This is a genomic window from Listeria sp. SHR_NRA_18 (genome assembly GCF_003856515.1).
In the GTDB taxonomy this organism is placed as follows: domain Bacteria; phylum Bacillota; class Bacilli; order Lactobacillales; family Listeriaceae; genus Listeria_A; species Listeria_A newyorkensis.
Map to the genome: position 1 here is coordinate 1 of NZ_QPKR01000005.1, position 21,180 is coordinate 21,180.

Below are 21,180 nucleotides of genomic sequence, written 5' to 3' on the forward strand. Positions count from 1 at the left end.
CGCTTAGATTTATGCTCAACATGCGCAACTAAGGCGCTTGATAGAGTCGTAAAATCAAAATCACAAATGTTCACGGCAAATGTGTATTACTCATTTCAAGATATAGGAGAGGGTGAGGCGTGATGACAAATATTGATGAATTATATGAAGAAGCCGTGCAATTAGTAAGGAAGCATGGAGAAGTATCACAACATTTAATTCGAGTAAAATTCCGACTAGGCGAGAACAGTAGTCAAAAACTGTTAGATAAATTAGAAAGTGGCGAGGTAATTAAAAAAACGGGCGACGGAACTTGGGACGTAGTGAACGTTTTTAAAATCGAAGAACAAACGCAGCAAGTCGCAGTAAGAGACGGTGACGGGCATATCATCACAATTATTCCGCGATGGTCAGAGTATTCCGCGTTTATCTCATTTTTCACTAAAGCGTATGAAGGCGATCATTGGTCGATGATGAATACAGAAATCAATGAGCGTGTAAATAGCGGTGAGTGGGCGCTATTAGGAGAGGGTGAGGCGTGATGGAGTGCAAGTATTGCAAGAGTAATAAAGGCTATTTCGAAAAAGTGAAATTAGAGGAGCCTATTCGACATTACTATCACTTTGACGGGGAGGACATGACCGAAGACGAGGCGGAATATGTAGAACCTGATAACATCGTTCTTAAGCCAGCAAGCAAATTTATTTACTGTGCAGAATGTGAGCGGAAAATAGGCGAGATAAAGGATGCGCCACATAGAGGAGAGGAGCGCGAACATGAGCATACAGCTAACGGAATGGAACGGAGAAGTTCTCAAGACTTATAAAAATCGCGAGGAAGCACGCAAAGACGTCGTATACAAAGACCCAGCAGCATTCCTGTTATTAGTCGATAATCAAGTCGTAACTATTACGGACTTTTTAAAGGAGGTGTCGAATGAGACCGATTGAGTTTAGAGGGAAACGGCTGGATAACGGAGAATGGGCGTATGGATCATACGTTGAAGCGTACGGATACTGGATAGAGGAGTTTACAACTTGGGCGCCAAAAATGTACGGGAATGAGATTGTCGAAGATGCTGGCGAACATTGGGCGAAATATGAAATCGATCCTGAAACACGCGGACAGTACACAGGCTTAAAAGACAAAAACGGCAACAAGATTTTTGAGGGGGATATTGTTTTAGCGGATATATGCGGTATTGCTAAATTCATTATCAAGTTTGTTAAAGGTCGCTTTACGATGTTAGATGTCGATGATCCCACTAGTGAGCACCTTTGGATAATAGGCGTAGTCGAAGTAATAGGAAATATTCACGAAAATAAAGACTTGCTGGAAGGGTGTGCGAAGGAATGACGGATTTAGAAGTGATGAAGAATTTCTATACCGACGACTACAATTTCGAATCAGAGCATCGACCTAAAATAGCAAGTAAGGAGCGGTCAGCAAAAAATACGATAGATTTTTACTTATATACAATTGATTTGCACTTGATTATTGCGTTCACAAACTGGGCGCTTGAACAGGAGGTGGCGGAATGAATTTCGACAAAAAGCTAGAAAAGGCGATATTGGAAGATTTGGAAGCGCGCAAAGCACGAGCGAGGTTTTACGAAATAGAACACGATAAATATGTTGCGGAGCTGGAAAAGGAAATCGAGTTTTATGAGTATATTTCAAAAGGCGAGGTACCGCCAACTTGGATTGCTCGGTATTGCGAGGAGGATGGGGAATGACGCCGAAATTTAAAGTAGGAGATAGAGTTGTGTACAACCAATCTTCCTTATCGATTTATGCGGGCAAAAAAGGGTCAGTAAAAAAAGTGGCAAAATCAGGAAGAAGTGCAGTTGTCGATTTCGATGACGAACCTAAGGGCGCTTTAGTACTAACTTATAATTTAGAATTAGAACAGGAGGCGCAAGAACAATGACACTAAAATTTTACGAGTTCACAGGTGAGTATTACGCATTGATTAAGGCATTTAGTAAAGAAGAGGCTATTGCGTTCTACAAGGAAAACGTGTGTGATGTTGATTCAAGAGTAGTTCAGGTATCAACGCCGTACGCATGGGAGAAATTTCAACCCCATCTCGGCGAATTAACGATTGTAGATTTTTTAGAAAAAAAGGTCGATATATTATTACAGGATACAGATTTGTAGATGAAGGAGGCGCAAGACGATGACGCAGAATGAGAAGGATAGAGAATTTTTAGATGAAGTATTTTATCAAATGCGAGACGGCGGAACGCAAATTATTAATGAAATAGGCACGGCTCAACTCGCAAAGCTATTTGACCTTGCACACAGACTCCTCACAGAGCGGGAGAATGCGGAGGTTATTTATAGAGATTCACGTGCTCATTCAGAATTTTGGACAGAAGATGAAATACGAGGTTATAAGAATCATATGAAATTTACTAAAGGCATCTGGATTCCTGATGTAGATGGGGAGGCGGAGTAGATGGAACATTATGTTGATCGTGAATATATGATAGCAGCCCTAAGCGAGGTAACTAACATGTCACCTATAATTTATGAAAACATGGAGGATGAAGAAATTGAGACAAAGTATGAAGCGATCGTCATCAACGAAGCGACCAGCTACGCAAAATAGACAGTATGCCAATAAAGGCAAGGAATTAGAGGGATTACTTGAAAATGTTTGCTTCGTGTACAAGATGAAAGGTGTAGGGCTGATTCACAAAATCCCTAATGAGTGGACGGTTAAGCGAGCTGGCGGACGAATAGTTGAAGCTTTCCCTAGTAAAAAATCAACAGTGGATTTCGAGGGGATACTTCAAGGCGGTATTTCTATCGCATTTGAGGCTAAGGAAACGACCAATAAGACGAGTTTTCCGCTAGACAATATAAAAGAACACCAGCTAGAGTTTTTACGATCACACGACCGATTAGGCGGTTGTTCGTTCCTCATTTTACGGTTCGTGAACTTAAACAAGATATTCAAAATAGAATACAAAGAATTGGAAAAAATGATCCAGGAATGCAAAGAACAGGGCAGAAAGAGCATTCCGGTTGGACGTTTTTCAGAAATAGGGGACGGCTGCAACCTTGTAACAATGAGACAAGGCTTGCCGGACTTCATGGAGGCGATGGAATGACAAGGAGATATAGAAAGTATAGAGCGTTAGTGAGATGCGAGGCCCGGATTAACGGTAAATATTATCCGATTTCAGGGAAGTTCAAATTTAATAAGCAGATACTTGGTGAGCAAGATTTAACACTAGTGCAACAAAAAATAGTTGATATGTCTAAGGAAATAACCACTTTGAATATTAAAGCCTCAGATATTATCATTACAAGTATTTCAAGCTTAAAGATCAAATAAAAAAACGAGGCTCGCGCCCCGCCAATTAATCTCCAAATTAATTATATCACAGGAGGCGCTTATATTGAGTTTATTTAACCTACCACAAGCGAACGACATTGATTATATCAGTACCGTTCGCGCTTTGAAAAAGTTTTTCGAGGATTATAAAATATTACGTGTACAGGCCGGAGAACGTAAATTACCTAGTTTAACTACTACTTACACAATAACGCCTCCCGTATTTTCAAATCAGTTTAGTAGTAAAGTAGAAGATGCTGCTATACACAACATTGATAATGTTCAAGTTGCTCAGAAGACCGTTAAAATGTATGATGTGATGATTAATCAATTAGAGCATTTACACAGAAAAATATTGCTAGAATGCTTTTTACATGGACAAAGAGACATCGATATTATGATTGATATCCCTTATGAGGAACGACAGTACAAGAGAGAAAAGAGGAAGGCCGTTATTGCATTAGCAACAACGCTTGATATTCAGGTCTTAAAATGAAAATGGCACTTTCTTGGCACTTTTAGACCAAAAAAACGTTGTATAATTGTAATATGAGAGAAGTGAATGATTCTTTGCTTCTCTGATAAACCCTTTTTTCCACCTATTTCTTGTGAATAGGTGGTTTTATTTGGTATAGTTAGTCTAAAAGGGTGAACGCTGATGGAAGAAGTCTTGACTGATCAAAAAGAGATTACTTTTAGAATCGCTGGAAATGAATTAGTAAGTGAAGAAGGTTATAATCTTTTTTACATGATTGAATCATTGGATTGTTTTCAAACGTTAGTAGAGAAATCTTATTTGTTAGCAGGTCGTAAGAGTCATATGACGGCTGGAGATAGAGAGCAACTCAAGGTGAAAGCATTCAATATTCGAGAGGGTTCTTTTGTTGTTGATTTGGTTATTTGTTTGCGAGATGTAACTGTGTCTATCACGCCATTGGTAACTGCGATGGATCCGGATGCTCTATGGGAGCTGTTAGTTAAATCTTATGAGTACCTCAAAGTAGTTCTTAGGGCTAGAGAGAAAGGAGAGTCTATTCATATGGAGATTGTAGATTCTACAAATGCTTTTAATATTGTCAATACACAAGGGGATGTAATAATAAACAATATATCTGCTGATGCAATTGATTTAGCGAAAATGACAGCTCCTATCTATGGTAAAATGGCTAATTTAATTTCAGATGATGGTAAAGTGGATGAAATTAGTGTTATGGAAAAATTATCTGACCATGATGTGGGTATTAAAATAAATAAAGAAGATAAATCTTTATATAAAAAAAGAACATTCACTGATGAAGATTCATGCACTTTTGTAGGAAAAATTACTACAGCAAATAGCTATAATTCAACGGGGAAAATAGAAGTTTTAGAAGAAACCGAGGAATTACCAAAAGGTGTTTATCCGTATGAATTTATTGATAAAGAATCGGATGGGCTGTTAAGAGAATCATTTACTGTTAAAAAGAAATTTGTTGCACTTAGGAAGATAACCTTTAACCCTGCCACTTTAGAGGAATCAGTAGTTTCTTTAAGAATTGTAAGTGTTAAAGATTAAATAAGCTTGGTGGTATAATAGTTATACTAAACTACGAAAGAAGGTATAGATTTGATTACTATTAATTTAGACAGATTCGAAACTACAGGGCAAGTAAAAGAGATAGGATTTAGGTACGAATATTCAGTGACTCAAATACATGTTGGTGCCGCTGTAGGCAACAAATATCAAGCTGATATACTGCTAATTGAAGATGATAAAACTTTCTACCAAAAGACTATTGCCTTTACTGATGTTGGAGAAGAATATATTTTGGCGGATAAATACAAGATAGTATTGAAAGGATAATAATAAAGTTTTAGGGACCACTTCTGGTCCTTTTTATTTTGCTAAAAGGGGTGATGAAATGTTCAGAATCATGAGTAAGGGCAATAAATTTATTGAGGGCATATATAATTCTGTTGTTGTAATAGTTACGAAGATATGGGAGCTCTCACTGATGCTATTCATACTGTTTCTGAATCGAGTGTTTGCAGTTATCAAGTTTATGAAAAAGAGTAGGTGAATTGTATGGCTGAAACATTGGCAAACTGCGATGGTTGTAGGAAAGATTTCAAGATAAAATACATCAAAACTACCAGAAAACCAGATATTCAAATCATGTATTTCAAATGCAAATATTGCAAAAAGATATATATTAGCTCGGCCACTGATGCAGATATGCGCAAAGAACAAGTAGAAATTAAAATGATGATGCGTGAAGCAAACCAGTTAGCAGCCAATACAGCCATTCCTGATTGGCAAATAAAAAATAAATGGGATCATATCGAAAGCAAAAAGCAAAGATTGACATTTAGAATTAAAACGCTTGGAAATAGGTACAAGGAGGAGTTGAGATGACTTGAGTAAGCTAACGATACAACAACAAAAATTTGCAGACGAATTTATTAAGAATGGAAATCAAACAGAGGCTTACAAAACAGCGGGTTATAAGGTTCAAAGTGATAATGCAGCTGCAACCTCTGCTAGTAGATTGTTAAGAAATGATAAGGTTAAAGAATATATAGACGAAAGAATGGCAGAAATCAAATCGGAAAAGATTGCGGATCAGCAGGAAGTAATGGAGTATCTTACCGCGGTTATGCGAGGAGAGCATAAAGAACAGACGTTGAGAGGTATGGGTGAAGGCTATCAAGAGATAGACGATATAGACGTTAGTGCTAGTCAGCGTATCAAAGCGGCGGAATTAATCGGTAAGAGGTACGGCGCATGGACCGACAAACAACAAATAGAAGGCGACTTATCTCTGTCATTTAATTACGATTACGGCGGCGGTGATACCAATGCAAAAAACGATTAATATTCAATTTAATTCTCATTTTAAAGAGTTCAATAGCTGTAGAAAACGTTATAGAATCGGCAGAGGTTCAGCGGGCTCTGGCAAGTCGGTAAATACCGCGCAAGACTATATAGCTAAACTTTCAGATATGCGTTATAAGGGCGCTAACTTGCTTTGTGTGCGAAAGATAGATGTTAGTAATCGGAACTCGACATTTGCGGAGTTGAAGAAAGCCATTAACGAAACGTTCGGACCATATGCAAAGAAATTTTGGTATATAAACGAATCAAATATGTTGTTAAGAAGCCTAGTTACTGGTAACGAGGTTATTTTTCGTGGGGTTAGACATGATGGGGACCGTGAAAAACTTAAATCAATAACATTTTCACACGGAAAACTGACGTGGGTCTGGATTGAAGAGGCTACAGAGTTATTAGAAAGCGATGTAGATATAATAGATGACCGTTTGCGTGGGATATTAGACAACCCTAACCTTTATTACCAAATAACAATGACGTTTAACCCAGTTTCATCTACTCATTTCATTAAACGAAAATACTTTGATATTACAGATCCTGACGTTTTTACACATCACTCGACATATAAGCAGAACCGCTTCATTGATGCGGCGTATGATCGTCGAATGGAAAGACGCAAACGTGATGATCCAGAGGGATATAAGGTATATGGGCTAGGTGAATGGGGAGAGCTTGAAGGTCTTGTGTTTAAGAATTTTGTTCTAGAAGAGTTCGATTATGAAAATATGAATTTTGATACTATTGGTCAGGGTCAAGATTTTGGCTTTAATCACGCTAATGCTATTCTAAAAGGTGGTATGCGTGATGGTGATATATACATTTTTAAAGAATTGTATGTGCATGAAATGGATACTGACGAAATAATTAAGCAAGCCAATGCAGAAAATTGGGATAAAAGGACAGAGATGGCTTGTGACTCAGCGGAGCCGGATAGAATAAAACAATGGCGCAAAGCGGGATACAATGTGTATGGTGTCCAGAAAGCAAACGGAAGTGTAAAGGGGCAAATTGACTGGTTGAAGCAAAGGCGTGTTTTCATTCATCCGGATTGCATTAAGTTATATACAGAAATGTCGCAATGGAAATGGAAAAAGGATAAGACGACAAATAAGTATATTGATGATCCAGTACCATTTTTTGATGATGCTATTGCGGCGTTAAGATATTTAACGAACAGGTGGCGGTTACTTGATATAACGGCATCAGAGCGCAACAACGACACTATCGAAGTATTGAAAAAAATAGGATTGTAGGTGAAAAGATGACGAGGGAAAAGTTCAACGAGTTAGCCAATGTAGTTTATAAGATACCCAGCGAGACGTTTAATCCTGATGATGTAGAAGTTATAAGCAGCTTCATTTCTGATCACTTGAAAAACCAGGTGCCAAGATTACAAACTTTAAAAAAGTATTATTTGAATGATAACCAAATAAACCGTGAAGATAATCGTGTGAGTAAGAAAGAGAAGGCTGACAATAGATTAAATCATAATATGGGTAAATACGTCAGTATCATAATGCAAGGTTACCTCTTCGGCGTGCCTGTGACTTATCAAAATAAAGATGATGAGATAGATGCCAAGATAAAGGAGTTCAATAACCTTAATGATGAGGAGTTTGTTAATAGTGACCTAGGCCTAGACTGTAGCCGTTATGGGAGAGCTTACGAGCTAGTCTATATCGATTCAATCCCGTTAGAAAGGTTTGTCAAATTAGATCCCTTACAAACTTTTGTGGTTTATGATACGTCTGTTGAGGCTAATCCTTTGTTTTCCGTTCGATATTATACGATAAGTACAGGTGATGAAGAGACTGGGTATGTGGAGGTTTGTACGAAAGATACCATTTATTTTTATAAAACAGATGCAGAGTTTGCGGAATTTGAAGCGCCTGACAAAAAGAGTAATCTTTTTGGTGCTGTACCAGTAATTGAATACATGAATAACGGCGAACGCACTGGGGATTACGAAGGTATTTTAGATTTGATTGATGCATATGATGCGAGCCAATCGAATATCGCAAACTATATGGATGATTTTGCAGATGCCTATTTGGTTATTCAAGGTGCAATCGTTGGGAAACCAGAAGATATCAATAAAACACGTATCATCAATCTAACAAATAGCAATCCAGAAAGCACAGTTTTACCAAAAGCAGAGTATATCTATAAAGAATACGATGCACCTGGTGTTGATTCTCATAATAATAGGCTTGTGACTGACATGCATAAATTTAGCTTTACACCTGACATGTCGGATGTGAATTTTTCAGGTAATGCAACAGGAGAGGCGATGAAGTGGAAAATATTCGCATTGAATCAGATCATTGTTAACAAGCAGCGTCTCTTTAAGAAAGGGATCATTCGGCGGTTAACATTAGCCTCAAGCGTTTGGAAAATCAAAAATCAAGTTTCCACAGAATTCGGTAATGAAGATTCAAAACAAGAAATACAGACGTCCCTCAGCTCGATTGCTCAAACAGAAGTTAAATTCGGATTTAATATCCCTAAAAACGATACCGAAATGATTGACAATGCTATTAAGTTGATTGGATTCATGCCTGATGAGTACGTGTACATGATGCTAGGCGTAGAGGACAAAAACGAAATAATCAAGATGCTGGAGGAACAAAAGGCACGGCTCGCATCCGAAGAGGTTAACGAATATGATGATCACTTTAATAAAAATGAGGTGAGTGATGATGGTGAGGAAGCTAAATAAGAATGCGCCTGGTGACGTAGTTCAATTTACGGATAATCTAGATGCTGTAGCTGAAAAGCGTTTAGGAGAATTTCAAAAGGTCATGCAACGCAACATCGAGCGAATTACAAATGATTTTAGAGCAAGATATCCCGAAGCCACTTATCCTGACACACTTAAAAAGGCAGGAGCGGACGATAGAGAGGCGTTTTTAATTGATGTAAAAACGTTCATGAAAGAAAAGTCTATTACCAGACGAGCGCGCGTGGAGTTGTCAGCGTTAAAATCTAAGCCACCTTCTACTATTCTAGATTTAGTAAAGGATGAAATTTCATTCGAGCTTATCAAATATACAACGATTCGCGAATTGATGTTCACTAATCACTTGAAAGCAATAGCGCTAGGCACCAATTATATTCTCGGTGGCGGTGAGGTTAAATGAGCTTAACCGCTAAGGAAGTATCAGAAATACTAGACACGCCATGGTCTGGTCAAACCTATTCTGATCGCATTTGGAATAATTATGATGAAATGCGCAAGGCTTTACATGAATCATTAACACAAGGCTTAGTGAATGGTACTGGTAATGCTAAAATGACGCGTGAATTCAAGAAAATATATGATAACAAGAAAGCTAATATTAGCCGTCTTATTCGTACTGAATCAACATATGTCATGAACCGGTCAGCTGTAATAAGTTATATCAAGGATGGTTATAAGCGTTATGAGTTCATGGCATATGTAGATGGTCGCACTAGTCGTATTTGCATCGAGCATGACGGCAAGACGTATTTTTTATCTGAGGCATTAGCTGGTATTAATTTACCGCCATTACACCCTCACTGCCGCTCAACTATTGCAGTTGAGGAATATTTGGAAGAGTTTGGAGATGTTTTGGATAGAGCTGGTGATAGTGGAGTAATCGAATTGCCACAGACGAAAGGAATGAGCTTGTCTCTTATTTTGAAGGCCATTGGATTATTCAGTGTAATTTCAGAAGAAGATACAGAAGAATAAACTAACGGACCTGTCAAACGTCTTAAAACTGGACAATCAAAGCGTATGCGGGCGTTTTAATTTAAATATGATAGTAACACTAGAAAAGCGTTTATGGGCTGTAATCAGCGTGTAGGGGCTTCGAAGGTGTATTTTTTATGTCTGAATTTAATGCGTGCATGGGTTAGGAGGAAAAATAAATGTACAACAGATATGTTAGAAGTATTTTAGGTGGAGTTAAATTTGACGCAGACACAGGTGGCGGAAGCGGTGGAGAAGGTCAAGATGGCGGGGGCGCCGGTGATGAGGGCGGCGAAGGTAGCCAAGACGACGATATCCCTAAATTCGCTAGCAAGAGTGAGCTAGATTCATTTCTAGATAAACATGCTGAGAAGGCTGTGAAAACAAGAGAAAAGAATCTTAGATTAGAAATCGAAACAGAATTCAAACAACAGCTTGAAAAAGAAAAAAATCTAGCTGCTCTGTCTGCGGAAGATCGCAAAGAAGCTGAATACCAAGCAAAGCTTGATGAACTCACGCAGAAGGAACAATTGTTAATTCGAAAAGAGTTGAAAAATGATGCAGTTGCGATGCTCGCTAACATTCACGCGGATTCGCGGAATCTTATTGCTGAATCGCTTTTAGGTGAGGATGCAGTAAAGACAAACGACAATATTAAATCTTTCCTAAAGGCTTATAACAAAGCTGTTGAGCAAGGAGTTAATAACGCTTTGAAGGATAATGCTAATCCGCAAACCGGAAATACTTCGCCAAACGCAAAGAGTGTTGGCGCGACGTTGGCCGCGGAAGCGAATGCAAGTAGAAATGCAAAAGTTAATGATCTATGGAAATAAGAGAGGAGAATAATTATGCATGTTAGTAAAAAAGAAGTCGTGAACCAAATTAATTTTCTGGCTAGCGCTAAAGTACAGGCATTCACTTATCAAGCTGACACAAACATGGTAACTGATGCTGATGATAAGGGCCGAAAAGTTTTAGTTGCGGGTAGTGTGTATCCCTCTAATGATGATAAAGCGGTCGGAATCGTCTATGACGATGTTGATGTAACAGACGGTTCTCAGCCTGTCAGTGTAATCGTTGAGGGCTATATTTTAGAAAAACGCCTTCCGGTAGCACCAGTCGCAGCTGCTAAAACTGCGATGAAAGAAATCAAATTTAGATAAAAACTATTTGAAAAGGAGTTAAAGAATATGCCGAATATTTTAGAGTTGTTCAATCAAAATGAAATTCTGGATTACCAACAGAGCCGTGAACTTCCTCCAATGTTGGGAGAAACATTATTTCCCGAAAAAAAAGTAAATAGCCTTAAATTAGACCAAATTTCTGGAGGGAGTCGTTTACCAGTTGCAGCTTCCATACATGCCTTTGATACAGAGGCTGAAATTGGCAGCCGTGAAGCAACAAAAAGCGATTTAAGTTTGACCCTAATTAAGCGAAAAATGCCGTTGAAAGAAGAAGACATCATTGCTTTAGAAAATCCAAGAACGCCACAAGAACAAAAATATCTGATGGAAAATGTTTTTAATGACATGACAACGCTAGTGAATGGCGTCAGAGCACGAGTTGAACAAATGCGTATGGATGTTCTTGCGAATGGTGTTTTAAAAATGAATGAAAATGGAGTTAATTTAAACATTGATTACCATGTTCCGGTAGAACATAAAGAGGCGCTTTCAGGCGTTAACTTGTGGTCAGATGCAAACGCTAATCCTTTGGCCGATATTGATAGATGGACCGAAAAAATGGATACTACTCCTACGCGTGTTCTTACATCGAAAGCCATCTTAAACCAACTGTTGCGCCATCCGAAGGTATTAATCGGCATTTTCGGGAAAGACTCAGGTAAGCTGTTGACTCGTGCCGAGTTAGACGCCTTTATGATTGCTAATCAAATGCCGCTTATCAGAACTTACGATGAAAAGTACAGAAAACAAAAAGACGATGGAACATATGAAGCTTTACGTTACTTCCCAAATAATAAGTTTGTAATGTTCAGCGACAATTTGTTAGGCGAGACTTTGTATGGACCAACGGCAGAAGAAATTCGGCTTGCTAGAAATCCAGCTGTGGACTTGAAAAAGGTTGGTAACATTCTTACAACCATGTATGAAGAGAACACTGATCCTGTCGCGACCTATACAAAAGCAGTTGCAACTGCTGTTCCATCGTTCCCGGCAGCGGATGAAGTATTCCAGGCACAGCCGATTCTATAATACTAATGATGCAGGAGGCAAAGACATGATTAAATTCAAGGTTAAAGTGGTTGATTTACCAGTACGTTATGGAGACAAGACTTTCAAGAAAGACGAAGGACTCGTAATCAATAAAGACGAGTTTCACGAATCACTCTTTGAGAAACTAGAAGAATTTGAACAGCAGGTTGCGAACGAGTTTGATGAGTTTTCAGTTGAAGGACTTATTGAGTATGCAAAGGAACATGAAATCGATGTAGGTAAGGCAACGACTCGCGACGGAATCCTTAAAAAGATTTTAGGTGAATAACGTGGATAAAGAAGAGATGCTAAGTCAAGTGAAGACGAGGAATGGCATTAATGATGCATTGCAAGATGCAGTAATTACTGACATCATTTCCGATGTTGAAGCTCAAGTTTTAGATTATATTGAGCAAGATGAAGTGCCGAATAAAGCGGTTTGGATAGTTAAAAATGCTGTTTTGGCCGCTTTTGTGCGCACTGGTGCCGAAGGTGTGAAAAGTGACTCAGAGGAAGGCAAAGCACAGGCATGGGATAGCAATGATCTTATCAAAGATTTTAAAAGTTATCTTGATAAATACAAGCCTTCAACTGAAATAAAGTCAGGTGGGGTAGTTGAGTTCTTGCCATGAACTATAGCAAAAGGGTAGGTCTAGTTACAGTCAAGCAAGTTAAAAAGCCACTAGGCTATGATGAAGTCGAAACTGTCGAAATTGTACCATGTGCTGCGCAAAACATTTCTACAGAAACGAAGGTGGCGGTTTTTGGGAAAGTTGTAAAGCACGCTAGTAAAATTCACATACAAGGCATCGCAAATCCAAATCGAATAAAAATCGAAGGAAAACCCTTTGAAATTCATGGATTGAGTCATCCTAAAAATAATACTGTCTTTTATATAGAGGCAAGTTTATGAGTAGGAAAAATGGAGTTATTGGTGTTGAGAACGTTCTAAAGATGATTAACAAAGGGCTAACAGAAATAACTGTAGAACACAGGAAAATTGTAAAGAAGCACGGTGCGATCATCCAAAAAGCGGCTAAGAATGGCGCTGTTGTTGACACGGGATTCATGAGAAACCAAATAACTTTAAAGAATCATGGAAACAAATTTGTTAGTACTACAACGATAACCTCCGAAGCTGATTATGGGATCTATGTTGAAAAAGGAACAATAAGAATGCCGGCACAACCATATATGAAACCCGCATATGATTCTAATATTGCGGCTTTTTTAGATGACATGAACCGGCTAGTAGGGAGAGGTTAATAAATGTCTCCAACAACAGAATTATTATTATTTATTGAAAAGGAACTGTCCGTTTTAGGCATCCCATTTTATTTTTCCCGACCAAATGAAGCTGAACAGATGGTACCTCTAATCATAGTAGACGAGACGTTTTCTTATGATTCGAGTATAAAAGACAGAAACATGTCAAGAAACACCATACCAATTCATATCTTTGAAAAGGTTGGCAATAGGCAGTTGGTCGAGGATTCTTTATACGAAATAAAGCGTTTATTTCAACGTCGTTCTTTCGTTTTTGAGAGTGGCACGACGGTTAACATGGCGCGAGTCAACACAAGCACGATTACAGATGATTCAACCACTATCACGTTATCACACGGGATAGCAGAAGTTGAATTTAATATCACGGAAAGGGTGAAACAATAGATGAATCCAATTGAAGGTAAAAAGATTATTTATTTAGTGCAACCGACCAGCTTAGCGGTGGGAAAACCGCCTCTATTGCCTGGTAACCAGACGGAGGGATCTTGGGCGCAAGAGCATGACATGATTGACGAAGTGACAAAATCAGGCCGGGTAGTTGGCTATGGAAATAAAAGTGAAAATTTTGAGTTGGCGTTATATGCGGAAGTAGGAGATCCAGGACAAGTTGCGTTGCAAGATGCATATGACAACGAACGTCAAGTGAAAGTATGGCGTGTAGTGACAACTCCTAATGCCGAAGGTAAATTTGATGCTCGGTTCGGTTATACCATTATTGAGAACTTAGAATATGCGGATGGAGAAGGATTTGTTGAGATTTCAACAACATTCCCAGTCATTGGAAAAACTAAACCAGGTGTACTGGATTCACTTCCTGCTGAGGTTATCGACTTATTGGATTACTCTTTCGAAAAACCTGGTCAAACTACAGGAGATATCGGAAAAACTACATTATCAGATCCAACGGCTGTTGCTGTTGATAGCGCTACTAAATCGGTCACTATTGGCGGTCTAGTGGATATTATTGCAACAACGTTACCAGAAGCGGCAAACAAAGAACTTACATTCACATCAGACACACCGGCAAAAGCAACAGTTAATGCTTACGGCCGTGTTATTGGTGTAACTGCTGGAACTGCAAAAATTACTGTCGCAAGCAAATCTAAGCCAACAATCAAGAAAGAGGTAACGGTAACAGTTACTGCCTAATAAACTTAAGAGCGGCTGAATGTCGCTCTTTCTTTTCGCGAAGAGAATATTAAAACTAATTAATGAAATGAGGAATTTTAAATGGGATTTACAGTAAATATTGGTGAAAAAGCGTATGAAGTAAAGGCTAACTTTCGTATGGTTCAAGATGTAGAAAACAATCTATCAACAATTAAAGATGGAGTTAATAATCTCGATGGTGCGCAACTCCTCTATATGAGTATTCAAAACAACTCAATCAATGCTCTTGTTAATATTATTCAATATGGTATTAACCGGAACCTACGCCCTAGTTTAAATGAAATTGAGGATTTTTTAGATCAAAAAATGCAAAGTGAAGAAGATATTGAAACAATGTTCTCGTTGGCGCTAGGTTGCCTAGAGGAATCAGGTTTTTTCAAACAAGCCCGGAAGCAAATGATTCAACAACTGGAAGGGGACGAGAAAACGAAGGAAATGGCAGAGGAATTCAAGAAACGCGGGGCGAAAGGGTTAGAAACCATTTCGAGGTTCTCCAAACCTGCGGTAGATACTGCATCGATTTTGACTCAGTAATGGAATTAAATTTACACGAGTATAGGGCGCTGTTAAAAGGGTTCACGATGCACGATGTAGATAAGTATCAACTTATGGCCAAACAAGCGATGGCGATTGGCTATACAGTGATGAATAAAAAGGCGAAAGAAAACAAGATATTTGATGCTAAAAAAGCATTGAAAAAATTAGAACAAAACAGGCCTACTCAATCTCGTGTAGGTCTAAGTAAGTTAAGAAAAGCGAAAGCCGCACTCGAAAATTTTGAAATGAAATTTACCCCCGAATAAATGAAAACCCTCAAATATCAAGAAAGGGGGTGCGGATTTGATTGAAAAGATGCAAGTCGTTATAGGCGCTGATATATCCGAATTGAATGCAAAGATGTCAGCGGCGCAACAAACAGTGCAGAGTAAAACAGGTGCGATAAGTAGTACAGTCAGCAGTGTTGGAATGAATATTGCCAAAGGATTTGGAGCTGTATCATTAGGTATAACAGCGGGGCTTGCGGCATCAGTAAAAGCCGGTTTAACTTTTGAAAATCAAATGGCACGCGTGAATGCTATATCTGGTGCCTCAGCCTCTGAATTTAAGAAGCTAAGAGATCAAGCAATAGATTTAGGTGCAAAAACAACTAAATCAGCTACCGACATCGCAGAGGCGCAGGAAACGATGGCGGCGGCTGGCTTAAACACAAACCAAATTCTAGCTGCAACACCTGGTGTTATTTCTGCGGTTGAAGCATCGGGCGAAGACATGGTAATGGTAACAGAGGCCATAACCTCAGCGCTGAACGGTTTTGGTTTAGAGGCTAAAGATTCCGCCCACGTTGCTGATGTCATGGCACAAGCGGCTAATGATTCAAATGCTAGCGTTAGTGATTTAGCTTATGCGTTCAAATATGCGGCGCCAGTTGCGCAGTCTCTCGGAGTTTCATTGGAAGAGACTGCCGCGGCAACTGAAATTATGACAAATGCAGGTATGAAAGGGGAACAAGCTGGTACTACGCTTCGTAGTGCGCTTTCTTCTCTCGTAAACCCATCTGATAAAGCTGCGAAAACTCTCAATTCGTTAGGGGTTAGTATCGCTGATTCGCAAGGAAATATGCGTCCTTTAGGTGATATTATAGATGACATCAGCGGTAAAACAAAGAATATGGGCGAAGTTCAGCGTGGTGCAACTTTTGAAACTATTTTTGGTAAAGAGGCCATGACTGGTATGCTATCGATAGCCAAGGCTGGCCCAGGCAAGTTAGACGCATTGGCAGAATCACTTCGGAACAGTGGCGGCGCGGCAAAAGACATGGCGAGTAAATCAATGTCAGTTCTTGGTCGAGCAATAGAAAACATGCAGGGGGCTTTCGAGTCCGCTGCTATTTTGATTTCCGAAGTGCTGGCGCCAGCCATTGCGAAAGCAGCAACTTGGATTGGTAATATCGTTGAAGGAATCAACAAAATGAGCCCAACAGCCCGTAAAATGGTTGTTTGGGGGGCAGTGATAACTGCGGCTGTAACTGGTGTGATAGCCATATTAGGTTTAGCTTTAGCGATGTTCGGACCGCTCATTATCAGCATTACAGCAGCAGGAGGAATTGCGGCCGCCGCGACACCAGTTATTGCGGCTTTAGGTGTTGTTTTTGGTGCATTAGTGAGTCCGGTTACTATAGCGGTTGCGGCAATTACTGCAATCGGCGCGGGCCTAATTATTGCTTACAAAAAAGTCGCGTGGTTTAGAGAGGCAATTAATAGCGCTTTTGCACCAACAGGCAAGCTTATTTCTAGCACTGTAAAGGTAATAGCTGCACAATTTAAAATTATGGGCGCGACTGTAAAGTTGATTGCTATCAAAATACAAAATTCATTCTTCATGATGACAGGATTTATGAAAGGCGATTTTATCAGCGCTGTGACGTCTGCTATTTCAAAATTTGGCTCGATTTTATATGACTTGATTAGGATCGTTGGAGACGTCTTTATTGGAATTAACAAAGTTATCATCGGCGGTTTGAATTTAGTTCTTAAATTTTGGGACAAGTATGGGCAGTCCATCGCAAATTTCGTAACATCATCTTACAACAAAGTATATTTTCTTATTTCTGGTGTAATGTCTCAAATATCTGGATTTGTTGGGAAAAGCTTGGATAAAATAAAACAATTCTGGAACGAGAATGGCGCTCAGATTATGAAAATAGTCAATGTTGTCTGGAAGACGATAGCCGCTATAATAGCTGCCGTTGTAATCCCTATTGTGAATTACATCAAGGATCATTGGGGGACAATCAAAGCTATCTTCACTGAGACGTGGAATGTTATTGCAACTATCACAAAATCGGTTTGGAATATTATTATCGCTATTTTAGAAGGTGCATTAGACGTAACTTTAGGAATAGCGAAAGTTTTTATTGGTCTATTCACAGGCGATTTCAGTAAGATGTGGGAAGGTATTAAACAAATCTTTACTGGCGCAGGTTCGGCCGTAAGAAAAATCTTTGAAACTACATGGAATGCACTAGATCAAATCGGTAAATCAATTTGGAATGTCATTAAGCAATATTTCATTGATTCGTGGAATTCGATGAAAAACGAAGCAATCAAAATTTGGACTTCGATTGTTAGTGGATTAGCTAGCATATGGGAATCTATTAAGCAAACAGCGTTGAATATTTGGAACCCTATCGCTTCTTTCTTCTCTAATTTGTGGGGAGGAATCCAATCTGACAGTTCTAGTATTTGGAGTTCGATTAGTTCATTCTTTACTAATTTATGGACTGGTATCGCTACATTTTTCGTGAGTTTGTGGACCGGAATACAAGTCGTTGCACAAACGCTATGGTCTGGAATTGTAAATGGTATCATGGCAATTGTTACACCGTTTGTTATTGTGTTTACCGCGATTTGGCAGAGCATGAGAGACGGTCTAACGATGATGTGGACTGGTATATCAACAATCGCAGCAGGAATATGGAATATTATTAAAAACGTTATTCTCGGTGTCGTTTTATTAATTGTTGATCTAGTAACAGGTGATTTAGAGGCTCTTAAAAATGATATGTCTGCAATTTGGAGCAATATTAAAGATGCTGCTAGCCAAATTTGGAATGGATTGAAAGGTTATATTTCGGGGGTTGTGACCGCTCTTGTAGGTGTAGTTACGATGGCTTGGAACACACTGAAATCAACAACAATAGCGGCGTTTAACGCAGTGAAGAGCTTTGCAATCAACACTTGGAATGCTCTTAAGGCATCTGTTATTGCGACGGTAGCATCATTAGCCGCAGGAGTTGCGACGGCATGGGCGAACTTAAAAACAAGCGTATCTAATACAATTTCCGCACTAGTTGCGGGGGCAGTCGCATCTTGGACCAGATTAAAAACTTCCATAGTAAATTTAGCTGTTGGATTGATTACTGGTGTTATCTCTAAATTCGTACAGCTGAAAAATTCAGTCGTCAACACTGGGAATAGCATTAAATCTGCTGTTACGAGTACTTGGAGTAATATTAAAAGCTCGGTAATACAGTTTGTTGCCAGTATGATAGCTCAAGCAATTGCTAAATGGGAAGAACTGAAAAGTAATACCAAGGCGGCTTTCGAAGCTATTAAAAACTTTATTAAGGATCCGTTGGCATCTATTGATCTTACGGAAATCGGTAAGAATATTATCCAGGGGCTATTAAATGGAATTAGCGATATGGCCGGTAAAGTTGTTGAAAAAGTCGCGAGCATTGGTGATTCAATCAAGAGTAAGATTCGCGGCGTTCTTGATATACATTCTCCATCGAGAGTTATGTATGATATCGGCCAATTCGTTGGGCAAGGCCTGATGAATGGTATTAAAGGGACCCAAAGCCAAGTTGCAAAAACTTCTGCTACATTGGCCAAGAAAGTTTCAGATGCTATTCAAACTGGATTAACCGCAAAAACATCTAAGAACAAGCAGTTAGATGCAACGATGAAAACTCTACAGAATCAACAAACTCAAATGAGCGCGTTAGTTTCGAAGCGCGCCCAAACCGTTAGTAAAATCGCTAGCCTTAACAAAGCTATGAACAAAGCACCTAAGAAAGAAAAGTCGAGTATTTCTAAGCAGATAGCGGCTGCTAACAAACAAATGACCGGTTATAATAACCAAATTAAGATGTTGAATAATCGGATCGCAACGACTAAGAATAAAGTTTCATCATTGGCCGTAGATAAGAAATCAGCGATGCAGGCTATTGGATTACAGAAAATACAGTCCTATCTAAAACAACAAACGGCCAAGTTGGATGTTATTGCTAAGCAACGTGATACAGTCGTAGCTAAGTTAAAGACGGCTAATACACAGCTTAGCGATCTTGTTGCTGAAAGTAAGAAATACGCTACTGATATATCTAACAAGATGATGGATTTTGCTTCGATTACCTCTATAGATAGTTCTAAGAGGAAGTTCAGTGCCACTACCATCAAGGATCAGTTGCAGGCTCGGTTAAAAGCGATACAAGACTTTTCTACAAATATCGCTAATTTGCGCAAGAAAGGTGTGGACAAGGGGATTATTGAAGACATCTTAAACTCAGGTGTCGACCAAGGTTCCGCATACGCAAAAGCTCTTGCCAATTCCGATTCAGCTACAATAAGCGCTATTAACAGCACCCAAAAACAAATCGCATCGGCAAGTAATGCCATGGGTAAAGCGGCCGCAGATTCGATGTATAGCGCAGGCATTAACGCAGCTAAAGGGATTATTAAAGGGTTACAAAGTCAACAGGTTGCTTTGGATAAGGCGGCTACACAGATCGGTAATAATATTGCCAAAGCTGTTAAAAAGAGTTTGCAGATACATTCACCATCGCGCGTTATGTCGAGTTTAGGAGCCTTTGTTTCGATGGGGCTTGCGGCAGGCATTCAAAAGAAAGCGGCAGTTGCGTATAAATCTGCTCAAACACTTGTATCAGGTGTAATAGATCAAGTAACAAGTTTCGATTTGAAAGCAGAATTGGAGCTGGTGCCGGTACTAAATGATTTGCCTAGCATCAAGGATGTAGGTAGCGACGTTGATACAAGCAAGTTTGTTAATGAAGATGGTGGAGGAGAAGTTAATAATGTAGATGTGACACAAAACTTCTACACAACAACGACTCGACCTGCCGAAGTGAAGAGAAAGACTAAACAAGCATTGCAGGAGGCGGGATTAGCGCTATGAAAATAATTATTTACAATCCTGTTCTAAAAAAAGAAATTGTATTTTGCGATTATGTGGAGCACGTATATGAAACGGAAGGGCGTCCTGACGCTCCTTTTTACGTGCTCTCGTTTGATGGGCTTGGTGAGGTAGAAGCAACGCGAAACACTTCGAAAAGCCCGAATCAAGCGGGCACTAATTATTTATCAAGTCAGTTAGAGGAACGAGAGTTAAGCATAAGAGGGTTCATGAAAACGTCAGAAAATACAGAAGAAATCGGGGAACTACGAAAGTTATTAGCTCAAGTTATCAATCCGGTTCATGGCAACTTGGAAGTTATTTATGAAGAGCAAGAGGTTAGGCATAAAATTCTAGCTTCTGCGGACCATGTACCAACTTATCAAGCATCGGATGCAAAAGAATATCATGGACAACTAACAAATATAACATTAATTGCTAATGATCCGTATTGGACTGACGAACAGGCCAAGGAAGTTATTCTAAAAGCTTTTGATGAGTCCTTTTCATTTTCTTTTGAGTTCCCGGTTGTCTTCGGAGAGCAAGGCGCACAAGAAACTATTGTTAATATGGGACATGCCGCAACGCCGATAACGGCGGAACTCCGAGGGCCGTCTACTGTGCCACGGATTGAGAACGCCACAACAGGGCAATATATGCAGTTAAATCATGTTTTGTTAGAAAGCGAGACATGGATTATATTCACAGAGCGTGGTCATAAACGTTCAATAATACAATCTGACGATGGAACAAGGCGCGATGTAATGTCCTGGCTCGATTTAGGTAGTGAGTTCTTTTCATTGCAACTGGGCGACAATATCATTAAATATAACGCAAGTAGTGGGACAGGCAAAGCCGTTGCGCTAGTTAAATGGAAACAAAAGTATATAGCGATTTGAGGGGTG

General features: G+C 39.3%; 33 protein-coding genes. All 33 read left to right on the forward strand.

Annotated features, from left to right (window positions below; translation table 11 throughout):
* Nucleotides 1–122 precede the first annotated feature (122 nt).
* The 33 genes from DUK53_RS08525 to DUK53_RS08675 all read left to right on the forward strand — a co-directional run bounded on the left by DUK53_RS08525 (nucleotide 123) and on the right by DUK53_RS08675 (nucleotide 21,174).
* Nucleotides 123–521, forward strand: a complete 399-nt coding sequence (locus DUK53_RS08525) for a DNA translocase FtsK (RefSeq protein WP_036089939.1) — start codon at nucleotides 123–125, stop codon at nucleotides 519–521.
* Nucleotides 522–755: 234 nt separating this feature from the next.
* On the forward strand, nucleotides 756–929 hold the full coding sequence (locus tag DUK53_RS17475; RefSeq protein ID WP_161564230.1) for a hypothetical protein: 174 nt from the start codon (nucleotides 756–758) through the stop codon (nucleotides 927–929).
* Nucleotides 916–1,335: a YopX family protein gene (locus DUK53_RS08530; protein ID WP_059140825.1), complete on the forward strand. Its 420-nt coding sequence runs from the start codon at nucleotides 916–918 to the stop codon at nucleotides 1,333–1,335. Before DUK53_RS17475 ends, DUK53_RS08530 begins: the two co-directional genes overlap by 14 nt.
* Nucleotides 1,332–1,520, forward strand: a complete 189-nt coding sequence (locus DUK53_RS08535) for a hypothetical protein (protein ID WP_036089930.1) — start codon at nucleotides 1,332–1,334, stop codon at nucleotides 1,518–1,520. The genes DUK53_RS08530 and DUK53_RS08535 overlap by 4 nt, the downstream gene beginning before the upstream one ends.
* On the forward strand, nucleotides 1,517–1,714 hold the full coding sequence (locus DUK53_RS08540) for a hypothetical protein (protein ID WP_124892685.1): 198 nt from the start codon (nucleotides 1,517–1,519) through the stop codon (nucleotides 1,712–1,714). Before DUK53_RS08535 ends, DUK53_RS08540 begins: the two co-directional genes overlap by 4 nt.
* Nucleotides 1,711–1,908 carry a hypothetical protein gene (locus DUK53_RS08545; RefSeq protein WP_036130313.1) on the forward strand — a complete coding sequence of 66 codons (198 nt, stop codon included), beginning with the start codon at nucleotides 1,711–1,713 and terminating at the stop codon, nucleotides 1,906–1,908. Before DUK53_RS08540 ends, DUK53_RS08545 begins: the two co-directional genes overlap by 4 nt.
* On the forward strand, nucleotides 1,905–2,138 hold the full coding sequence (locus DUK53_RS08550) for a hypothetical protein (RefSeq protein WP_036130314.1): 234 nt from the start codon (nucleotides 1,905–1,907) through the stop codon (nucleotides 2,136–2,138). Before DUK53_RS08545 ends, DUK53_RS08550 begins: the two co-directional genes overlap by 4 nt.
* 19 nt (nucleotides 2,139–2,157) lie before the next feature.
* Complete coding sequence (locus DUK53_RS08555; protein WP_036130317.1) at nucleotides 2,158–2,439, forward strand: hypothetical protein; 282 nt, start codon at nucleotides 2,158–2,160, stop codon at nucleotides 2,437–2,439.
* Nucleotides 2,440–2,592, forward strand: a complete 153-nt coding sequence (locus DUK53_RS17480) for a hypothetical protein (protein WP_161564231.1) — start codon at nucleotides 2,440–2,442, stop codon at nucleotides 2,590–2,592.
* Nucleotides 2,537–3,097: a Holliday junction resolvase RecU gene (locus DUK53_RS08560; protein ID WP_036130320.1), complete on the forward strand. Its 561-nt coding sequence runs from the start codon at nucleotides 2,537–2,539 to the stop codon at nucleotides 3,095–3,097. Before DUK53_RS17480 ends, DUK53_RS08560 begins: the two co-directional genes overlap by 56 nt.
* Nucleotides 3,094–3,324 (forward strand): hypothetical protein, encoded by a 231-nt coding sequence (locus DUK53_RS08565; RefSeq protein WP_036130323.1) that lies wholly within the window; start codon nucleotides 3,094–3,096, stop codon nucleotides 3,322–3,324. The genes DUK53_RS08560 and DUK53_RS08565 overlap by 4 nt, the downstream gene beginning before the upstream one ends.
* A gap of 61 nt (nucleotides 3,325–3,385) precedes the next feature.
* The gene (locus tag DUK53_RS08570; RefSeq protein WP_036130325.1) at nucleotides 3,386–3,820 is read left to right on the forward strand and encodes an ArpU family phage packaging/lysis transcriptional regulator; all 435 of its coding nucleotides are present in this window, start codon (nucleotides 3,386–3,388) and stop codon (nucleotides 3,818–3,820) included.
* A 162-nt stretch (nucleotides 3,821–3,982) separates the two neighbouring features.
* Entirely contained in the window at nucleotides 3,983–4,879 is an 897-nt protein-coding gene (locus DUK53_RS08575; RefSeq protein WP_036130329.1) for a hypothetical protein, read from the forward strand.
* A 51-nt stretch (nucleotides 4,880–4,930) separates the two neighbouring features.
* Nucleotides 4,931–5,167 carry a hypothetical protein gene (locus DUK53_RS08580; protein WP_036130331.1) on the forward strand — a complete coding sequence of 79 codons (237 nt, stop codon included), beginning with the start codon at nucleotides 4,931–4,933 and terminating at the stop codon, nucleotides 5,165–5,167.
* A 222-nt stretch (nucleotides 5,168–5,389) separates the two neighbouring features.
* On the forward strand, nucleotides 5,390–5,719 hold the full coding sequence (locus DUK53_RS08585; RefSeq protein WP_052164808.1) for a hypothetical protein: 330 nt from the start codon (nucleotides 5,390–5,392) through the stop codon (nucleotides 5,717–5,719).
* A gap of 1 nt (nucleotide 5,720) precedes the next feature.
* Complete coding sequence (locus DUK53_RS08590) at nucleotides 5,721–6,179, forward strand: terminase small subunit (protein WP_036130335.1); 459 nt, start codon at nucleotides 5,721–5,723, stop codon at nucleotides 6,177–6,179.
* Complete coding sequence (locus tag DUK53_RS08595) at nucleotides 6,163–7,449, forward strand: PBSX family phage terminase large subunit (RefSeq protein ID WP_052164809.1); 1,287 nt, start codon at nucleotides 6,163–6,165, stop codon at nucleotides 7,447–7,449. The genes DUK53_RS08590 and DUK53_RS08595 overlap by 17 nt, the downstream gene beginning before the upstream one ends.
* A gap of 8 nt (nucleotides 7,450–7,457) precedes the next feature.
* Complete coding sequence (locus DUK53_RS08600) at nucleotides 7,458–8,915, forward strand: phage portal protein (protein ID WP_052164810.1); 1,458 nt, start codon at nucleotides 7,458–7,460, stop codon at nucleotides 8,913–8,915.
* Nucleotides 8,893–9,336 (forward strand): hypothetical protein, encoded by a 444-nt coding sequence (locus DUK53_RS08605; protein WP_124892687.1) that lies wholly within the window; start codon nucleotides 8,893–8,895, stop codon nucleotides 9,334–9,336. The genes DUK53_RS08600 and DUK53_RS08605 overlap by 23 nt, the downstream gene beginning before the upstream one ends.
* The gene (locus DUK53_RS08610; protein WP_036130340.1) at nucleotides 9,333–9,911 is read left to right on the forward strand and encodes a minor capsid protein; all 579 of its coding nucleotides are present in this window, start codon (nucleotides 9,333–9,335) and stop codon (nucleotides 9,909–9,911) included. The genes DUK53_RS08605 and DUK53_RS08610 overlap by 4 nt, the downstream gene beginning before the upstream one ends.
* Before the next feature lie 179 nt (nucleotides 9,912–10,090).
* Nucleotides 10,091–10,744, forward strand: coding sequence for a DUF4355 domain-containing protein (locus tag DUK53_RS08615; RefSeq protein WP_052164811.1), 654 nt, complete (start codon nucleotides 10,091–10,093; stop codon nucleotides 10,742–10,744).
* Between the two features lie 15 nt (nucleotides 10,745–10,759).
* Entirely contained in the window at nucleotides 10,760–11,074 is a 315-nt protein-coding gene (locus tag DUK53_RS08620) for a hypothetical protein (RefSeq protein ID WP_036130343.1), read from the forward strand.
* A 27-nt stretch (nucleotides 11,075–11,101) separates the two neighbouring features.
* Nucleotides 11,102–12,124, forward strand: a complete 1,023-nt coding sequence (locus DUK53_RS08625; protein WP_036130345.1) for a major capsid protein — start codon at nucleotides 11,102–11,104, stop codon at nucleotides 12,122–12,124.
* A gap of 25 nt (nucleotides 12,125–12,149) precedes the next feature.
* Nucleotides 12,150–12,413, forward strand: coding sequence for a hypothetical protein (locus DUK53_RS08630; RefSeq protein WP_036130347.1), 264 nt, complete (start codon nucleotides 12,150–12,152; stop codon nucleotides 12,411–12,413).
* Nucleotide 12,414: 1 nt separating this feature from the next.
* Nucleotides 12,415–12,756: a phage head-tail connector protein gene (locus DUK53_RS08635; RefSeq protein ID WP_036130349.1), complete on the forward strand. Its 342-nt coding sequence runs from the start codon at nucleotides 12,415–12,417 to the stop codon at nucleotides 12,754–12,756.
* Nucleotides 12,753–13,037, forward strand: coding sequence for a hypothetical protein (locus DUK53_RS08640; RefSeq protein WP_036130352.1), 285 nt, complete (start codon nucleotides 12,753–12,755; stop codon nucleotides 13,035–13,037). The genes DUK53_RS08635 and DUK53_RS08640 overlap by 4 nt, the downstream gene beginning before the upstream one ends.
* The gene (locus DUK53_RS08645) at nucleotides 13,034–13,390 is read left to right on the forward strand and encodes an HK97-gp10 family putative phage morphogenesis protein (RefSeq protein ID WP_036130355.1); all 357 of its coding nucleotides are present in this window, start codon (nucleotides 13,034–13,036) and stop codon (nucleotides 13,388–13,390) included. Before DUK53_RS08640 ends, DUK53_RS08645 begins: the two co-directional genes overlap by 4 nt.
* 3 nt (nucleotides 13,391–13,393) lie before the next feature.
* Entirely contained in the window at nucleotides 13,394–13,795 is a 402-nt protein-coding gene (locus DUK53_RS08650) for a hypothetical protein (RefSeq protein WP_036130358.1), read from the forward strand.
* A complete protein-coding gene (locus tag DUK53_RS17800; protein ID WP_255410887.1) occupies nucleotides 13,796–14,560 on the forward strand; it encodes a phage major tail protein, TP901-1 family in 765 nt (254 codons plus the stop codon). It abuts the gene before it with no gap.
* 81 nt (nucleotides 14,561–14,641) lie between these two features.
* Nucleotides 14,642–15,115, forward strand: a complete 474-nt coding sequence (locus DUK53_RS08660) for a tail assembly chaperone (protein ID WP_103035062.1) — start codon at nucleotides 14,642–14,644, stop codon at nucleotides 15,113–15,115.
* 47 nt (nucleotides 15,116–15,162) lie between these two features.
* Nucleotides 15,163–15,384: a hypothetical protein gene (locus DUK53_RS08665; protein WP_103035063.1), complete on the forward strand. Its 222-nt coding sequence runs from the start codon at nucleotides 15,163–15,165 to the stop codon at nucleotides 15,382–15,384.
* Nucleotides 15,385–15,421: 37 nt separating this feature from the next.
* Nucleotides 15,422–20,278, forward strand: a complete 4,857-nt coding sequence (locus tag DUK53_RS08670) for a phage tail tape measure protein (protein WP_124892689.1) — start codon at nucleotides 15,422–15,424, stop codon at nucleotides 20,276–20,278.
* Nucleotides 20,275–21,174 (forward strand): phage distal tail protein, encoded by a 900-nt coding sequence (locus tag DUK53_RS08675; RefSeq protein WP_124892691.1) that lies wholly within the window; start codon nucleotides 20,275–20,277, stop codon nucleotides 21,172–21,174. The genes DUK53_RS08670 and DUK53_RS08675 overlap by 4 nt, the downstream gene beginning before the upstream one ends.
* Nucleotides 21,175–21,180 lie beyond the last annotated feature (6 nt).

Excerpts from the sequence above, each read along its gene's own strand:
- DUK53_RS08525 (WP_036089939.1), top strand. The coding sequence starts at position 123 with ATGACAAATATTGATGAATTATATGAAGAAGCCGTGCAATTAGTAAGG.
- DUK53_RS17475 (WP_161564230.1), top strand. The coding sequence starts at position 756 with ATGAGCATACAGCTAACGGAATGGAACGGAGAAGTTCTCAAGACTTAT.
- DUK53_RS08530 (WP_059140825.1), top strand. The coding sequence starts at position 916 with ATGAGACCGATTGAGTTTAGAGGGAAACGGCTGGATAACGGAGAATGG.
- DUK53_RS08535 (WP_036089930.1), top strand. The coding sequence starts at position 1,332 with ATGACGGATTTAGAAGTGATGAAGAATTTCTATACCGACGACTACAAT.
- DUK53_RS08540 (WP_124892685.1), top strand. The coding sequence starts at position 1,517 with ATGAATTTCGACAAAAAGCTAGAAAAGGCGATATTGGAAGATTTGGAA.
- DUK53_RS08545 (WP_036130313.1), top strand. The coding sequence starts at position 1,711 with ATGACGCCGAAATTTAAAGTAGGAGATAGAGTTGTGTACAACCAATCT.
- DUK53_RS08550 (WP_036130314.1), top strand. The coding sequence starts at position 1,905 with ATGACACTAAAATTTTACGAGTTCACAGGTGAGTATTACGCATTGATT.
- DUK53_RS08555 (WP_036130317.1), top strand. The coding sequence starts at position 2,158 with ATGACGCAGAATGAGAAGGATAGAGAATTTTTAGATGAAGTATTTTAT.
- DUK53_RS17480 (WP_161564231.1), top strand. The coding sequence starts at position 2,440 with ATGGAACATTATGTTGATCGTGAATATATGATAGCAGCCCTAAGCGAG.
- DUK53_RS08565 (WP_036130323.1), top strand. The coding sequence starts at position 3,094 with ATGACAAGGAGATATAGAAAGTATAGAGCGTTAGTGAGATGCGAGGCC.
- DUK53_RS08575 (WP_036130329.1), top strand. The coding sequence starts at position 3,983 with ATGGAAGAAGTCTTGACTGATCAAAAAGAGATTACTTTTAGAATCGCT.
- DUK53_RS08585 (WP_052164808.1), top strand. The coding sequence starts at position 5,390 with ATGGCTGAAACATTGGCAAACTGCGATGGTTGTAGGAAAGATTTCAAG.
- DUK53_RS08595 (WP_052164809.1), top strand. The coding sequence starts at position 6,163 with ATGCAAAAAACGATTAATATTCAATTTAATTCTCATTTTAAAGAGTTC.
- DUK53_RS08600 (WP_052164810.1), top strand. The coding sequence starts at position 7,458 with ATGACGAGGGAAAAGTTCAACGAGTTAGCCAATGTAGTTTATAAGATA.
- DUK53_RS08605 (WP_124892687.1), top strand. The coding sequence starts at position 8,893 with ATGATGGTGAGGAAGCTAAATAAGAATGCGCCTGGTGACGTAGTTCAA.
- DUK53_RS08610 (WP_036130340.1), top strand. The coding sequence starts at position 9,333 with ATGAGCTTAACCGCTAAGGAAGTATCAGAAATACTAGACACGCCATGG.
- DUK53_RS08615 (WP_052164811.1), top strand. The coding sequence starts at position 10,091 with ATGTACAACAGATATGTTAGAAGTATTTTAGGTGGAGTTAAATTTGAC.
- DUK53_RS08620 (WP_036130343.1), top strand. The coding sequence starts at position 10,760 with ATGCATGTTAGTAAAAAAGAAGTCGTGAACCAAATTAATTTTCTGGCT.
- DUK53_RS08625 (WP_036130345.1), top strand. The coding sequence starts at position 11,102 with ATGCCGAATATTTTAGAGTTGTTCAATCAAAATGAAATTCTGGATTAC.
- DUK53_RS08630 (WP_036130347.1), top strand. The coding sequence starts at position 12,150 with ATGATTAAATTCAAGGTTAAAGTGGTTGATTTACCAGTACGTTATGGA.
- DUK53_RS08640 (WP_036130352.1), top strand. The coding sequence starts at position 12,753 with ATGAACTATAGCAAAAGGGTAGGTCTAGTTACAGTCAAGCAAGTTAAA.
- DUK53_RS08645 (WP_036130355.1), top strand. The coding sequence starts at position 13,034 with ATGAGTAGGAAAAATGGAGTTATTGGTGTTGAGAACGTTCTAAAGATG.
- DUK53_RS08650 (WP_036130358.1), top strand. The coding sequence starts at position 13,394 with ATGTCTCCAACAACAGAATTATTATTATTTATTGAAAAGGAACTGTCC.
- DUK53_RS17800 (WP_255410887.1), top strand. The coding sequence starts at position 13,796 with ATGAATCCAATTGAAGGTAAAAAGATTATTTATTTAGTGCAACCGACC.
- DUK53_RS08660 (WP_103035062.1), top strand. The coding sequence starts at position 14,642 with ATGGGATTTACAGTAAATATTGGTGAAAAAGCGTATGAAGTAAAGGCT.
- DUK53_RS08665 (WP_103035063.1), top strand. The coding sequence starts at position 15,163 with ATGCACGATGTAGATAAGTATCAACTTATGGCCAAACAAGCGATGGCG.
- DUK53_RS08675 (WP_124892691.1), top strand. The coding sequence starts at position 20,275 with ATGAAAATAATTATTTACAATCCTGTTCTAAAAAAAGAAATTGTATTT.